Origin of the sequence: Superficieibacter sp. HKU1, from assembly GCF_029319185.1 — a bacterium.
Classification (GTDB): Bacteria; Pseudomonadota; Gammaproteobacteria; order Enterobacterales; family Enterobacteriaceae; genus Superficieibacter.
Genome location: NZ_CP119754.1, coordinates 3313887 through 3330230, shown reverse-complemented (window position 1 = coordinate 3330230; position 16344 = coordinate 3313887). Strand labels below are relative to the sequence as shown.

At 57.4% G+C, this 16344-nt stretch carries 9 protein-coding genes; 5 read left to right on the top strand and 4 right to left on the bottom strand.

All coding sequences use genetic code 11. The features are described 5' to 3' along the window. Positions 1–57 precede the first annotated feature (57 nt). The 4 genes from P0H77_RS15825 to P0H77_RS15810 form a co-directional block, all read right to left on the bottom strand. A complete protein-coding gene (locus P0H77_RS15825; RefSeq protein WP_276158038.1) occupies positions 58–831 on the bottom strand; it encodes a MurR/RpiR family transcriptional regulator in 774 nt (257 codons plus the stop codon). Further along, positions 831–1676, bottom strand: coding sequence for a 3-mercaptopyruvate sulfurtransferase (gene sseA, locus P0H77_RS15820; protein ID WP_276158036.1), 846 nt, complete (start codon positions 1674–1676; stop codon positions 831–833). Before sseA ends, P0H77_RS15825 begins: the two co-directional genes overlap by 1 nt. A gap of 76 nt (positions 1677–1752) precedes the next feature. Then, on the bottom strand, positions 1753–3117 hold the full coding sequence (locus P0H77_RS15815; protein WP_276158034.1) for a 6-phospho-alpha-glucosidase: 1365 nt from the start codon (positions 3115–3117) through the stop codon (positions 1753–1755). 11 nt (positions 3118–3128) lie between these two features. Further along, positions 3129–4673, bottom strand: coding sequence for a PTS transporter subunit EIIC (locus tag P0H77_RS15810; protein WP_276158033.1), 1545 nt, complete (start codon positions 4671–4673; stop codon positions 3129–3131). A gap of 265 nt (positions 4674–4938) precedes the next feature. Here P0H77_RS15810 and P0H77_RS15805 point away from each other — a divergent pair, with 265 nt between their 5' ends. The 5 genes from P0H77_RS15805 (at position 4939) to P0H77_RS15785 (ending at position 16342) form a co-directional block, all read left to right on the top strand. After that, the gene (locus tag P0H77_RS15805; RefSeq protein ID WP_276158031.1) at positions 4939–9900 is read left to right on the top strand and encodes an alpha-2-macroglobulin; all 4962 of its coding nucleotides are present in this window, start codon (positions 4939–4941) and stop codon (positions 9898–9900) included. A gap of 1 nt (position 9901) precedes the next feature. Next, the gene (pbpC, locus tag P0H77_RS15800) at positions 9902–12226 is read left to right on the top strand and encodes a peptidoglycan glycosyltransferase PbpC (RefSeq protein WP_276158029.1); all 2325 of its coding nucleotides are present in this window, start codon (positions 9902–9904) and stop codon (positions 12224–12226) included. A gap of 315 nt (positions 12227–12541) precedes the next feature. Then, positions 12542–14923, top strand: a complete 2382-nt coding sequence (locus tag P0H77_RS15795) for a DMSO/selenate family reductase complex A subunit (protein ID WP_276158027.1) — start codon at positions 12542–12544, stop codon at positions 14921–14923. Beyond that, complete coding sequence (locus tag P0H77_RS15790; protein WP_276158025.1) at positions 14920–15549, top strand: DMSO/selenate family reductase complex B subunit; 630 nt, start codon at positions 14920–14922, stop codon at positions 15547–15549. Before P0H77_RS15795 ends, P0H77_RS15790 begins: the two co-directional genes overlap by 4 nt. After that, a complete protein-coding gene (locus P0H77_RS15785; RefSeq protein WP_276158023.1) occupies positions 15542–16342 on the top strand; it encodes a DmsC/YnfH family molybdoenzyme membrane anchor subunit in 801 nt (266 codons plus the stop codon). The genes P0H77_RS15790 and P0H77_RS15785 overlap by 8 nt, the downstream gene beginning before the upstream one ends. The last annotated feature ends 2 nt before the right edge of the window (positions 16343–16344 follow it).

Below are 16344 nucleotides of genomic sequence, written 5' to 3'. Positions count from 1 at the left end.
CCAGCATTAAAAAAACCGCCTGCACAGGCGGTTTTTTTTATGGGCGCGATCCCATCTTTACTCCGTTGCCTCCAGCAGCAATAAATCAATCAGCAATACTAAATTCGATTCAAACGACGTGATCCCGGCCGCTTCCGCCGCGAAATGCACTGCTTCGTCGTACAGCGCGAAATGCAGATCCGCCAGCGCAGCAAGGCTATTCGCCGAGGCGCGGGTGAACGCCACCACCGTCATGCCGACATTTTTGGCGATCCGCGCTTTATCCAGCACCTGCTCGGTTTCGCCGCTACGCGAAACGGCGATAAACACCTGATAGCGTGCGGCGTTGCTGAGAAAAATATTGCGGCTGTCGCCAGGGCCGGAAATAAACGCTGCTTTGCCCAGCACCTGTAATTTCTTGGTCAGGTATTCCGCAAAGAGATAAGAAAATCCGGCGCCATAAAGAAAAAAACTCTCTTTATCACGCAAAAGGGCAGAGAACCGCTGGCGTTTCTCTATGCTGACCCAGCGAAAGGTCTGCTGATAATTGGCGACAAAGCGCGCAAACAGATCCGGCAGATGATCGACCGTTTCAGGGGAAGCCTCGCGGATATGCGGAGTGTCAGACAAGAGTTGCTTACAATGCCAGATAAATTCGCTGTAGCCGCTAAAGCCCAGCTTCTGACACAGTCGTACAATCGTTGCGGTAGAAACATAGGTTCTTTTTGCCAGTTCCCGCACCGTGATATGACCGACCAGCAAAGGATGCTCCGTCAGGTGTGCCAGAGCCCGGTATTCCGCGCGGGTTAATAATTCCCCGCGCGAAAGCAGGGAAGCCAGCCGGTTATCCATTACTGCGTCGGTTCAATTGGCAGATCGGCACGCGCGCCCCATTCGCTCCAGGAGCCGTCGTAGAGCTTCACATCATTAACGCCAAGCGTAGCCAGGGCCAGTACGACCACCGCCGCCGTAACGCCGGAGCCGCAGCTGGCGATGATGGGCTTTTTCAGGTCAACGCCCTGGCGAGCAAAGATCTCACTCAGTTCATCGGTGGTTTTTAGCTCGCCGTTGAACACCAGATCGTTCCACGGAACGTTAAGCGCGCCGGGAATATGACCGCGGCGCAGGCCGGGGCGGGGTTCATCCGCTTCAGCGTTAAACCGGGCGGCAGGACGGGCGTCAACCAGTTGCGCGGTCTTTTCATGGCTGACCAGCATGACGTCGGTCAGTCGTTTTACCGCCTCGCTGTCGAATTCCACGTCGAATTCCCCTTCGCCTGACCCGGCAACGCCAGGCTCCAGCGGAAGACCATCACGCAGCCAGCCGATCAGTCCGCCCGCCAGAATCGAGACGTGCTGCGCGCCAAACGTGCGCAGCATCCACCACGCGCGCGGCGCGGAGAACAGGTTGCCGTCATCGTAAACCACCAGATGCTTATCTTTATTTACGCCAAGCTCGCGCATGGCAACTGCAAAGGCTTCAGGGCGGGGCATCATATGGGGCAGGGGGCTGGTATGATCGGAAAGGGCTTCAATATCAAATGAAATCGCGCCGGGGATATGCCCGGCGCGATACTCTTCCACTACGTCACGATCCGTCACCCCGGGAGGTGCCATGCGGGCGTCGATAATCTGGATTTCAGGATCCGCAGCGTGTTCAGTCAGCCAGTCGGCCGCGACAAAAAATGAAGTGGACATGCTTGCCTCCGTTTTATTCATCATCCCTGAATTGTCGGTGTTTTTTCTCATGCCGACAAGCAAGCCCACGGCGAAATTATTTGATCGCCTCCCCATTTTGCCAGGCTTGTTGCAGTTGTGGCCAGTAATCGCGGTTGGCCTCGATCATATCGTCGAGGATCGCCTTTGCATGCTGCATGGTCGGAACGGTACGGTTGAGCGTAAAAGCCTGAAGCGCTTTCTCATAGCTTCCCTCAATCGTCGCCTCCACCAGCAGCTGTTCTGAAGCAAGTTGCTGCATCAGCAGCGTCTGATAGAACAGCGGCACCGCGCCCATTCTGACCGGTTCCGGCCCTTCGCTGGTAATATAGGCAGGCACTTCAACCATCGCATCATAGGGCAGATTGGCAATCGCGCCTTTATTCTCGACGATCACCAAATGGCGCTGGCGCAGATCGAAGGCCAGCGAACAGGCGACATCGACGATAAACGCCCCGTGCACGCCGACGTGAAACGCATCCGGCAGGATCCCGCTGCGCTTGTACTCTTCGGCGGCGGCAAACAGTTTTTTCTCGCGCCCGTTCATCACTTCATTAGCGCGGGTGTAATTCGGATCCTGATGCTCCACGATGTCGTTGGGCATCAAATAATATTGCAGATACGGATTCGGCAGATACTCGGGGAAATGATCCATAATCGGCTTAATGTTGCGCCAGGTTTTTACCCACGATGGATCGGCATGCTGCGGATCGGTTTGCGCTGCATCCTCGGTCAACAGCCCGAAACGGGCGATGTGGCGACGCAGTTCAGGCAGGCGATCTTCGCCATCCACCAGCACGCGGGTGAACCAGCCGAAGTGGTTGAGACCAAAATAATCCACCTGCAACTTATGCCTGTCCACGCCGAGAAGCGCGCCCATATTACGCATTGCCGCCACCGGCATATCGCAAATGTTCAGCACCCGGGCGTTGGGCCGCAGGCGGCGCACGCCTTCGGCAACGATTGCCGCCGGGTTGGAGTAATTCACTATCCACGCTTTTTTATCGGCATAACGCTCAGCCATGTCGATGAGTTCGACCATCGGCAGGATAGTGCGCAGCCCATAGGCCAGCCCCCCCGGTCCACAGGTTTCCTGACCTACAACCCCATGCTTCAGCGGAATTTTTTCATCCTGTTCGCGCATCTTGTACTGGCCGACGCGCATCTGGGCAAAGACAAAATGCGCGCCGCTGAAGGCGGTTTGTGGATCGCCGGTGACGGTGAATTTAATCGACTGACTGTGATCGCGGATGACTTTTTCCACCACCGGCGCGATGGTGTTCTGCCGGGCTTCATCAATGTCGTAGAGGCGAATTTCGGCCAGCGGGAAATCCTCCAGCCGCATCATCAGACTTTTGACGATGCCAGGGGTGTAGGTGCTACCGCCGCCCGCGATGGATAAAATAAATGGGGGTTTCAACATTTTTGCCTCCTTCAGAGTACCGACTCAACGGCCTCGCGCATTTTTTTTACATGCAGCCCGTAGACTACCTGAACGTTATTGCCTTGTTTGATGACGCCTTTCGCCCCGGTGGCCTTCAGACGCGGCTCGTCGATGGTGGCGACGTCTTTGACCGTGACGCGCAGGCGGGTGTAGCAGTTATCGACGACGTCGATATTCTCGCGTCCGCCCAGCCCGGCGATAATCGCTTCGCCAAGTCCGTCATTCTGGCCTTTCGCCTGGTAATCCTGCTTGCTGTACAGGCGCGTCTCCTGTTCCTCTTCCTCACGCCCCGGCGTTTTCATATCGAAATGGCGGATCAGAAAGCGGAAGACCACGAAATAGAGCACCGACATAATCAGCCCCACCACGATATACATCGGCCAGTTGGATTTCTCCGTGCCGAGCGGCAGGTTGTAAAGCACGAAATCGATAATGCCGTTTGCGCCGATGGCATGAACGCCCAGCAGGTAAAACAGCATCATGCCAATACCGGTCAGCACGGCGTGGACCATAAACAGCATCGGCGCGACAAACAGGAAGGAAAACTCGATGGGTTCCGTGACGCCCACCAGCATTGAGGTCAGGGCGGCGGGGATCAGAATCGCTTTTGCCGCCGCTTTACGCTCAGGCTTAGCGGTGACGTACATTGCCAGTGCGGCGGCGGGCAGGCCAAACATCTTACTGATGCCGCGTGCATCCCAGACCACGGTGCTGCTTAATTGCTTAACGTCAGGACAGACCATTTCAGCGAAGTAAATATTACGCGCACCCTGATACATCGCCCCGCAGACATCCGAGGTGCCGCCCAGTTCGGTATACAGAAAAGGGGTATACACCAGATGATGCAGACCAGTAGGCACCAGAATACGTTCAAGGAAACCGTAAATGGCGACGCCAAAGGCCCCCGAGCTTTTAATCAACAGGGCCAGCGTGCTGATCCCGTGCTGGGCAAACGGCCAGATCTCGCTCATCACCACGCCGAGAACAATCGACACCGGCAGCATAATAATGGCGACAAAACAGTGGCCGGAGTAAATCGCCATCGCCCCGGAAAACTGCACCCCGGAATAGCGATTGTAGAGATAACCGGAAAGCGCGCCGGTCAGGATGCCGGCAAACACGCCCATCTCCAGCACCTGCACGCCCAGCACCATGCTTTGCCCGGCGGCGCGCATCTGTTCAGCAGGAGCCAGTGCGCCCTGAAGCTGCAACGTCACGTTCATGGCGTTAATAAACACCACGAACGTCACCAGCCCGATCAGCGCCGCATAGCCTTTATCCCTCAAGGCAAGGCCAACAGGAATGCCCACCGCAAACACCAGTGCCAGATTGACCAGCACCGACACGGCGGATTTAGCAATAAGTTGCCCGACGCTCTGCACCAGTGGATAGCCGAGGAAAGGCAGGTATTCGGCCAGATTGCCGTTACCCAGCACGTTACCAAAGGCGATAAACAACCCGACGATAGGTAAGATGAGTACCGGGCCGTAAAGTGACTTGCCAAAATTTTGTAGGGCGTTAACGGCTCGTTTCATACGCTTCCCTCTGTTATTGAACCGCTCGATAGCACTACCGTAGCAGGCAGTCTCATGGTTAATCTATCTATCTGATTGTTTTAAAAACAAATGACGCCCGATGTAACATGTTACTTTCGGGAGTGTGAGTGATGTAACAACCTGCAATAACGAAAAATATCTTGCGATAAAGATTCAACAACCTGTATTTGGACTTTTGTATTCCTGAAAGTCGCGCATAATATTGTCAACCGTGATTGACGGCTTTTCGGCCAGGGATTAATAAATGAAACAGTTCCGCCTGACGGCATTAACGCTTACGCTGGTGGCCGCCTTCAGCCTTGCTGGATGCGATGATAATAATAAAACTCAGGCGGCGACGCCGGCAGCGGCGTCGACCTCAACGACAGCGCAGGCGAAAACGCCACCGGCAAAACCGGATGCTGAACAGCTTAAAAAACTGGCGGCGCAAAGTCAGGGCAAAGCGCTCAATTTGCTGGATGCTTCTGAAGTCCAGCTTGAAGGTGCCGCAACGCTGGTGCTGACATTCTCTATTCCTCTCGATCCTGAGCAGGACTTTTCCCGCACCGTCCATCTGGTCGATAAAAAAGAGGGCAAGGTTGATGGCGCATGGGAACTGGCCCCGAATCTGAAAGAACTGCGTTTGCGCCATCTGGAGCCAAACCGCAACCTGGTCCTCACTGTTGATGCGGGCGTTACCGCACTTAACAAAGCCACCTTCGGCAAATCTTTTGAGAAGGCTATCACCACGCGCAATATTCAGCCGTCCGTCGGATTTGCCAGCCGTGGCTCGCTGCTGCCGGGCAAAGTGGTTGAAGGTCTGCCGGTAATGGCGCTGAACGTTGATAACATCGATGTCAATTTTTTCCGCGTGAAGCCTGAATCGCTGGCGGCTTTCGTCAGCCAGTGGGAATACCGCAGTTCACTGTCAAACTGGGAATCGGATGAGCTGCTGAAGATGGCTGACCTGGTCTATACCGGGCGTTTCGATCTCAATCCGGCCAAAAATACCCAGGAAAAACTGATGCTGCCGCTTGGCGACATAAAACCGTTACAGCAGGCGGGCGTTTATATTGCGGTCATGAATCAGGCCGGGCATTACAGTTACAGCAATGCCGCCACGCTGTTTACGCTGAGTGATATCGGCCTCTCGACCCACCGCTATCATAACCGGCTGGAAGTCTTTACCCAGAGCCTGGAAAACGGCGCATTGCAGTCTGGCGTAGATGTCATGCTGCTGAATGAAAAAGGGCAGACGCTGGCGCAGGCCACCAGCGACAGTCACGGTCGTACCACGCTGCAAAGTGAAAAAGCCGGGGCGCTGCTGCTGGCCCGTAAAGACGGGCAGACCACCTTGCTGGACCTCAATCTGCCAGCGCTGGATCTGGCCGAGTTTAAAATCGCCGGCGACCCTGGTTTTAGTAAACAATTTTTCATGTTTGGCCCGCGCGATCTCTATCGCCCAGGCGAAACGGTGATCCTTAACGGCTTGCTGCGCGACAGCGATGGTAAAGCGCTGGCCGACCAGCCGGTTAAGCTGGAAGTCGTCAAGCCAGACGGCCAGGTGGTCCGCACGGTAGTGAGCAAAGCAGAAAATGGGCTTTATCGCTTTACCTATCCGCTGGAAAGCACGGCGGCAACCGGGATGTGGCACATTCGTGCGAACACTGGCGATAACCAGCCGCGCCTGTGGGATTTCAACGTTGAAGATTTTATGCCGGAGCGGATGGCACTCAATCTGACCGCGCAAAAAACGCCGCTGGCTCCGGCCGACAGCGTTAATTTTGACGTAGTTGGCTATTACCTGTATGGCGCTCCGGCGGCGAGCAACACGCTACAGGGAAAACTGTTCCTGCGTCCGCTGCGTGAAGCGGTTAATGCACTGCCTGGCTTCCAGTTTGGCGACGTCAGCGAAGATAACCTCTCTCGCACCCTGGATGAAGTCAACCTGAAGCTGGATGCGAAAGGCCATGGTCAGGTCTCAACCGACAGCCAGTGGCAGGAAGCGCATTCACCGTTGCAGGTATTGTTACAGGCCAGCCTGCTGGAATCCGGCGGTCGCCCAGTGACCCGTCGTGCCGAACAGGCGATCTGGCCTGCGGATACGCTGCCTGGTATCCGTCCCCAGTTCGCCAGCAAAGCGGTATATGACTATCGCACCGATGCTACCGTCAATCAGCCGGTGGTCGAAGAGAACAGTAACGCCGCGTTTGATATTGTCTATGCCAACGCTCAGGGGCAGAAAAAAGCGGTTTCAGGATTGCAGGTTCGCCTGATCCGCGAGCGTCGCGACTATTTCTGGAACTGGTCGGAAAGTGAAGGCTGGGAGTCGCAGTTCGATCAGAAAGACCTGGTGGAAGGTGAGCAATCGCTGGATCTGGCGGCGGACGCTACCGGTAAAGTCAGCTTCCCGGTCGAATGGGGCTCTTATCGTCTGGAAGTCAAAGCGCCGAACGACACCATCAGCAGCGTGCGCTTTTGGGCTGGCTACAGCTGGCAGGATAACAGCGACGGCACCGGCGCAGCGCGTCCCGATCGCGTGACCATGAAGCTGGACAAAGCTTTTTACAAACCGGGTGACAGCATTAAGCTGCATATCGCCGCGCCTGCTGCCGGAAAAGGCTATGCGATGGTGGAGTCCAGTGAAGGGCCGCTGTGGTGGCAGGAAATTGACGTTCCCGCCGACGGTATGGACCTCACCATTCCCATCGACAAAAGCTGGAATCGTCACGATCTCTATCTGAGTACGCTGGTGGTTCGTCCCGGTGATAAATCCCGCTCGGCCACGCCGAAACGCGCCGTTGGCATTCTGCATCTGCCGATGGGCGATGAAAACCGTCGTCTGAATATCGCGCTGGACAGCCCGGACAAAATGCGTCCTAACCAGCCGCTGACGGTAAAAGTGAAAGCCAGCGTGAAAGAGGGGGCGCTGCCGAAACAGGTTAACGTCCTGCTCTCGGCGGTAGATAGCGGCGTGCTGAACATTACCGACTATGTGACGCCGGATCCGTGGAAAGCTTTCTTCGGCCAAAAACGCTACGGCGCGGATATTTACGATATCTACGGTCAGGTCATTGAAGGTCAGGGACGTCTTGCCAGCCTGCGCTTTGGGGGTGACGGCGATGAACTTAACCGTGGTGGTAAACCGCCGGTGAATCACGTCAATATCATCGCCCAGCAGGCGCAGCCGGTAGTGCTGGATGATAACGGCGAAGGTACGGTTACGTTGCCTGTTGGCGATTTTAACGGTGAACTGCGCGTTATGGCGCAGGCCTGGACAACGGAAGACTTTGGCAGCAGCGAAGATAAAGTGGTCGTTGCCGCACCGGTGATTGCCGAACTCAATATGCCGCGCTTTATTGCCAGCGGCGATGCTTCTCGTCTGACCCTGGACGTTACGAATCTCACCGATAAACCGCAAACGCTCAACGTCGCCCTTAAAACCGGCGGCCTGTTAACCCTGGAAGGATCGCAGCCGAAGCCGCTGAAAATCGATCCAGGCGTGCGCGTTACGCTGTTCGTGCCGGTAAGTGCGCGCGATGGTTATGGCGAGGGGGAAATTGATGCCACCATCAGCGGCCTTAACCTGCCGGGTGAAAATCTGCCGCCGATGCAAAAACAGTGGAAGCTCGGCGTGCGTCCGGCGTTCCCGGCACAAACCGTGAATCTGGGTACCGTGCTTCAGGCCGGTGAAAGCTGGCAGATACCGGCGGGTGCGCTACAGAACTTTTCACCGGCTACTTTACAGGGACAACTGCTGCTGAGCGGTAAACCGCCGCTCAATCTGGCGCGCTATATCCGTGAGCTGAAAGCCTACCCTTACGGTTGCCTTGAGCAGACCACCAGCGGCCTTTTCCCGTCGCTTTATACCAGCGCCGCGCAGTTGAAAACGCTGGGTATTAAAGGCGACAGCGATGAACAACGCCGTGCCGCGATTGACCTTGGCATTTCCCGCCTGCTGCAAATGCAGCGCGCAGACGGCGGTTTTGCCCTGTGGGATAAAGACGGTCAGGAAGAATACTGGCTTACCGCTTATGTGATGGATTTCCTCGTTCGCGCCAGCGAGCAGGGGTATAGCGTTCCGGCAGAAGCGATGAGCAAAGGCAATAACCGTTTGCTGCGCTATCTCCAGGAGCCGGGGCTGATGACCATTCGCTACAGCGATAACGCCCAGGCAAGCCGCTTTGCGGCGCAGGCTTACGCCGCGCTGGTGCTGGCGCGTCAGCAGAAAGCGCCGCTGGGGGCACTGCGTGAAATCTGGGATCGTCATGAACAGGCGGCCTCTGGTTTACCGCTGTTGCAGCTCAGCATCGCGCTGAAAGCGATGGGCGATGCGCCGCGCAGTGAGCAGGCGCTTCAGCTGGCAATGAAAACGCCGCGCACCAACAACCACGTCTGGGTGGCGGACTACGGCAGCGTGCTGCGCGATGACGCCATGATGCTGACGCTGTTGAAAGAAAATAACCTGCTGCCGGAAGAGCAAAATCGTCTGCTGACCGCGCTTTCTGAAGAGGCATTTGGTCAGCGCTGGCTTTCAACGCAGGAAACCAACGCCCTGTTCCTTGCCGCGAGAGGATTGCAGGATCTGCCGGGTAACTGGCAGGCGCAAACCTCGCTTGATGTGCAGCCGCTGAGCGCCGATAAAGCGCAGGTGCACAATGTCACCGCCGATCAGCTATCGGCCCTCCAGGTGACCAACACCGGTAGCCAGCCGCTGTGGCTGCGCCTGGACAGCACGGGTTATCCTGAATATGCGCCTGCGCCGTCAGGCAAGGTGCTGCATATTGAGCGCCATATCTATGACACCAAAGGGCAGACGAAATCACTGAGCGCGCTGCGTAGCGGCGATCTGGTGCTCGTCCAGCTCGAAGTAACGGCCAGCCAGAATGTGCCGGACGCGCTGGTGGTTGATTTGCTGCCTGCGGGCCTGGAGCTGGAAAACCAGAACCTCGCTAACAGCAGCGCCAGCCTCGAAGATAACGCGACGGAAGTGCAGGCGCTGGTCACCCAAATGCAGCAGGCGGATATTCAGCACGTTGAATTCCGCGACGATCGCTTTGTGGCGGCAGTGGCGGTGAATGAAGGGCAGCCGGTGACGCTGGTTTATCTGGCGCGTGCGGTAACGCCGGGGACCTATCAGCTGCCTGCGCCGCAGGTGGAATCCATGTATGTTCCTCAGTGGCGCGCCACCGGAACGACAAATGGACCGCTGATCGTTACGCCGTAATATGCCTGTACTGCGTAAAATAAAAACCCGCTGGCTCTGGCTGGCGGGTTTTCCATTGGTACTGTGGCTGGCCGTTTTCACTGCCGATCGCCTGTGGCCGCTGCCGTTAAAAGACGTTACCCCTGCACGCGTGGTGGTGGCGGAAGACGGCACGCCGTTGTGGCGCTTTGCCGATGCAGACGGGATCTGGCGTTATCCGGTTACGCCGGAAGAGGTATCCCCGCGCTATATTGAGGCGCTGCTGCACTATGAAGACCGCTGGTTCTGGAAGCATCCCGGCATCAACCCGCTGGCGATCGCCCGCGCCGCCTGGCAGGATCTTACCTCCGGTCAAATCGTCTCTGGCGGCAGTACCCTCACCATGCAGGTGGCGCGCTTACTCGACCCGCATCCGCGTACCTTTGGCGGCAAGATCCGCCAGGTCTGGCGCGCCCTGCAACTGGAATGGCACCTGTCAAAACGCGATATCCTGACCCTCTATCTTAACCGTGCGCCGTTTGGCGGTACGCTACAGGGAGTCGGCGCGGCCAGCTGGGCCTATCTCGGAAAAGCCCCGGCGCAGCTCAGCTATTCGGAAGCCGCGCTATTAGCCGTGTTGCCGCAGGCCCCCAGCCGCCTGCGCCCGGATCGCTGGCCGGAACGCGCTCAGGCGGCGCGGGACAAAGTGCTTGAACGGATGCTCACCCAGGGCGTCTGGCCCGCTGCGCGAATAAAAGAGGCGCAGCAGGAGCCGGTCTGGCTGTTCCCCCGCCAGATGCCACAGCTGGCGCCGCTGTTTTCTCGCCGGGTGCTGGCAAAAAGCAGACAGGACAAAATTGTCACTACCCTCGACGCCACGTTGCAGCGCCAGATGGAAGAGCTGGCGATGAACTGGAAATCGCGCCTGCCGCCGCGCAGCTCGCTGGCGATGATCGTCGTCGATCATACCAACATGAAAGTGCGTGGCTGGGTGGGCTCGGCAGATATCAATGATGACAGTCGCTTTGGGCATGTGGACATGGTCGCGGCGATCCGATCGCCGGGATCGGTGCTTAAACCCTTCGTCTACGGAATGGCGATGGATGAAGGGCTGATCCATGCGGCGTCGCTGCTTCAGGACGTGCCGCGTCGGGTTGGAGACTACCGTCCCGGTAACTTCGACAGCGGATTTCACGGTCCGGTCAGCATGAGTGACGCGCTGGTCCGCTCGCTGAACCTGCCTGCCGTTCAGGTGCTGGAAGCGTACGGGCCTAAACAGTTTGCCGCCCGGCTGCGCAATGCCGGACTACCGCTGATCCTGCCAGCAAACGCCCAGCCTAACCTGGCGCTGATCCTCGGCGGCGCGGGCGCCAGGCTGGAAGATATCACTGCCGCGTACAGCGCCTTTGCCCGTCACGGCAAAGCGGGCCGCCTGCGTCTGCTGCCGGACGATCCGCTGATCGAACGACCGCTGCTGTCGCCGGGGGCCGCGTGGATCATCCGTCGTATTCTTGGCGGGGAAGATCAGCCTCTGCCAGACGGCTCGTTGCCGCGCGTCGCGCCGCTGGCGTGGAAAACCGGCACCAGCTACGGCTACCGTGATGCCTGGGCGGTTGGCTTAAATGCCCGTTATACCATCGGCATCTGGACCGGACGCCCGGACGGCACGCCGGTGGCCGGCCAGTTTGGTTTCGCCAGCGCGGTGCCGCTGCTTAATCAGCTTAATAATATTCTGCAATCGCGCCCCGTCACCTCGGGAGAACGTGTGCCGGTCGATCCGCGCCCGTCATCGGTCAGCGCTGCCACGATTTGCTGGCCGGGAGGCCAGGCATTGCCCGCCGGTGATACTAACTGCCGCCGCCGCCTGGCCACCTGGCTTCTGGACCAAAGCCAGCCGCCGACGCTACTGCTACCAGGACAGGAAGGCATTCGGGGAATTCATTTCCCTGTCTGGCTGAATACTGCCGGACAGCGGGTTGCGGCGGATTGCCCGGACGCGGTGGAAAAAGAGCTTCAGGTCTGGCCGTTGCCGCTGGAACCCTGGCTACCGGCAGCGGAGCGCCGCGCCGCGCGTCTTCCGCCAGCTTCCCGCACCTGTCCGCCGCGACAGCAGCAAAACATCCTGCCGCTGGTGCTCTCCGGTGTCCGTGACGGGGCGGTTATTCGCCGTTTGCCAGGCCAGATGACCGTCTCGCTGCCCGTTCAGACGACAGGTGGTGAAGGCCGCAGATGGTGGTTTTTAAACGGTGAAGCGCTGAGCGACGCAGGAAATATCATCACCCTGCAACTTGAAAAAGCGCAGAGCTATCAGCTTGTGGCGATGGATGACGCAGGGCAGGTTGCGACGGTGACGTTTGAATTACGCTGAAAACAGGCGGAATGAATCAGGCTGCTGATAAACGTTATGCTGTGGAGTGATGCCTGGCGGAGCTTCGCTTGCACAGGCCTACAGATTGTGAATAACCGATTGATAATGCTGGTTTTGTAGGCCGGGTAAGGCGAAGCCGCCACCCGGCAAAAAGGCGAACATAATAGCAAAACAGGTTTGTCATCAATCTCCATACAAATAAGAACCATTTCGGTTAAGTTACTTTAAAATTAATAGATTAGTCTTTTTTGACAATGGTCAAACGCCGCTCATCCGGAAAGCGGCAAAATCGCGTTCATTTACGGATGAAACGTAATGAGTGCGAAAAATAGCCCACCCGAGAAGTTGCTACCTCATTTATCACGGCGGCATTTCCTGCAGGCCAGTTCCGCTCTGATTGCCCTGCCATTCTTTACCGCGCCAGGCCACGCGGCCAGCGAATCTGTTCAGCCAGCGGCAGAAAGCGGTGCCGCTGAGCGTGTCGTTCACACCTGTAGTACCTTCGACTGCGGCGGCAAATGTGACATCCGTGCGCATGTGCAGGACGGCGTCGTTACCCGCATTTCCACGCGTCCGGACGACGCGCTTGACCCGCAAATGCCGATCATGCGCGCCTGCGTGCGCGGTCGCGGCTACCGTAAGTTTGTCTACCATCCGGATCGTCTGAAATATCCGATGAAGCGTGTGGGCAAACGCGGAGAAGGGAAGTTCGAGCGGATTTCCTGGGACGAAGCCACTACGATAATTGCCGATAAGCTGAAAAGCATTACGGCCAAATATGGACCGGCATCGCGCTATATGCATGTTGGCACCGCTACCTCCGGCGGTACCTTCTCCGGCAATCTTATGGCGCAGCGCCTGCTGAATCTGACGGGGGGCTACCTGGCGAGCTATCACTCCGTCAGTATGGGCAATACTGCCGCCGCCACGCCATATACCTACGGCATTGCCGCCAGCGGTAGCTCGCTGGACACGCTGCTTGACACCAAACTGGTGATCCTCTGGGGACATAACCCAACGGAGACCATTTTTGGTCACACCAACCACTTCTTCCAGCAGATGAAACAGAACGGAACCCGCTTTATCGTGGTCGATCCGCGCTATTCAGATACCGTCTCGTCGCTGGCCGATCAGTGGATCCCACTGCTGCCTACCACTGATAACGCGCTGATGGATGCGATGATGTACGTCATCATCACCGAGAAGCTGCATGACGAGGCTTTTATTCGTCGTTATACGCTGGGTTTTGACGAAGACTCCATGCCGGAAGGCGTGCCGGCAAACGAATCGCTGGTGGCATACCTCACCGGCGCGAAAGACGGCGTGCATAAAACGCCTGAGTGGGCAGAAGCGATCACCCACGTTCCGGCACAAACCATTCGCCAGCTGGCGCGTGATTATGCCAGTACCAAACCGGCAGCGTTGATTCAGGGCTGGGGTCCGCAGCGCCACAACTGCGGGGAGCGCACCGCGCGTGGTTCGACGCTGCTGGCGACCATCACCGGTAACGTTGGCGTGAAAGGCGGCTGGGCGGCGGGCTATGGCGGTTGTGCTAACCGTAAATTCTGCGTTGGGCCAGAAATGCCGGATAACCCGGTCAGCGCCCAGATTTCGGTAATGAACTGGATGCAGGCGGCAGATGACGCCTCTAAAGTCACTCCGCAGGACGGACTGAAAGGGGCAGAAAAACTCGACAGCAATATTCGTCTGCTGTTCTCGCTGGCCGGTAACTACCTCACCAACCAGAACCCGGATCTGCATCAGGCGGCCCGCCTGCTGGAAGATGAGTCCAAAATTGAATTCATCGTGGCGAGTGATTTGTTCATGACGCCGAGGGCCAGATACGCCGATCTGCTGCTGCCGGAAACCAGTTTTATGGAGCGGTGGAATATCGGTGAAACCTGGGGCACCGGCAGCTATCTGGTGCTGTCAGAAAAACTGATCGAGCCTGAATTTGAACGCCGCTCAGACTATGAATGGCTGCGCGACGTCGCGGCGAAATTGGGCATCGAAAAAGCGTTCAGTCAGGGACGCGACGAGAAAGCGTGGATCGAGCATATCTGGGAGCAAACCCGTCTGGCAATGCCGGATGAGGCGCTGCCGGATTTTGCCACCCTGCAAAAAACGCGGCAGCACCTGTTCAAAAGCGAGCCGTTTATCGCTTTTGAAAACAACATCCGCGATCCGGAAAATCATCCTTTCCCGACGCCCTCGGGCAAAATCGAGATCTTTTCTCAGCGGCTGTACGACATGCACCATCCGGAAATCCCGGCGCTGTCGCACTATGTCCCTGCCCATGAAGGGCCGGAAGACGCGCTGAGCGCAAAATACCCGCTACAGATGATCACCTGGAAGGGTAAAAACCGCGCCAACTCCACGCAGTACGCCAACCCCTGGCTGCAGGAAGTGCAGATCCAAAAATTGTGGATTAATCCACAGGATGCGCAAAAGCGCGGCATTAAACAGGGTGACGAGGTGCGTATCCATAACGATCGCGGCGTGAGTATTGTGCCGGCAGAAGTGACGCCGCGCATTATTCCCGGCGTGGTAGCAATGCAGGCGGGGGCCTGGTGGCAACCCGATGCGCAGGGTATCGACCGTGGCGGCTGCGCCAACGTGCTGAGCTCGGCCCGTATTACGGCGCTGGCAAAAGGCAACTCCCATCAAACCATGCTCGTGGAGGTAGCCAAAGCATGAGTCAGTTTAAAGACTATCCGCCCGTGAGCGATAAACAGCTGGGCTTTTTTATCGACTCTTCACGCTGCTCGGGCTGCAAAGCCTGTCAGGTAGCCTGCAAAGATAAAAACAATCTGGAAGTCGGACGCCGTTTCCGTCGCGTTTATGAAGTGACCGGCGGCGGGTTTATTCCAACCGGGCAGGGCGGGGTGCAAAACAACGTGTTTGCCTACACGCTTTCCATCTCCTGTAACCATTGTGCCGATCCGATCTGCACCAAAAACTGCCCGACCACTGCGATGCACAAGCGTCCGGGCGACGGCATCGTGCGCGTCAACACCGATAAATGCGTGGGCTGCGGCTACTGCGCATGGTCTTGTCCTTACGGCGCGCCGCAGTTGAATACGCAAACCGGGCAGATGTCCAAATGCGATTTCTGCGTCGATTTACAAACCAAAGGTAAGCAGCCGGTCTGCGTGGCAACCTGTCCACTGGGAGCAATTAAGTTCGGTCCCATCGATGAGCTGCGTGCGAAATACGGCAGCGTAGACAGCGTGAAAGGATTACCGGAAGCCAGCATTACGCATCCGAGTCTGGTGATTAAGCCACACCAGGGTGCAGAAAAAGAGGAGCAGCATCATGCATGAGTTACCATTACTGCTCTTTACGCTGCTATTGCAGGGCTCGGTAGGCGTGACGTTATGGCTGGCGCTGCTGCGTTCGCGCGCCGGGTCCGTGCTGCCCGGCGTCGTGCTGGCGTTTGTGATGGCCTGCATTGGCCTGCTGGCCTCAATGCTGCACATGGGTTATCCGCTAAACGCGCTTAACGCCTTGCGGCATGTTGCCAGCTCGTGGCTCAGTCGCGAGGTCGTTTTTGCTTCTCTCTACCTCGCCGTACTCGGGTTGAGCGGGCTGTTGATGATCGTCCGCAAGCCGGGCGGGAATCTGCTGTTGCCACTGGCGGCGTTGTTTGGCGTTATTGACGTGTATTGCATGGGGCAGATTTACATGCATACCTCGGTGATCACCTGGCAACACGTTAATACGTTGTTTCTGTTCTACGGCACCGCCGGGATCGTGGGCTCGGTGCTCATCGCGTTGATGGCGCTGAAAGGGCGCTGGACCTGCTTACCCGCGCTGGCGAAATACGCTGTGGTGGTGGTCGCTATCATGGTGTTGGCCCGCCTGCTGGTTCAGCCGCTGTGGTTTGACGCCATCATGAACGCCAGCCAGCAGATCGTCACGCTTCCCCATGCGCCATTAGTGCGCCTGCAACAGCTGCACGATGTGTATATCGCAGCCTGGGTGGTATCGGTGGTGGGCCTTTTCTGCTTCGCGGTCGGCGGCCTGAGAAAAGCCAAGGGCGCGCTCATTCTCGGAAGCCTGCTGCTGGTGATTGCCGAACTGATCCTGCGCTTTGTCTTTTTTAGCATCGGCTGACC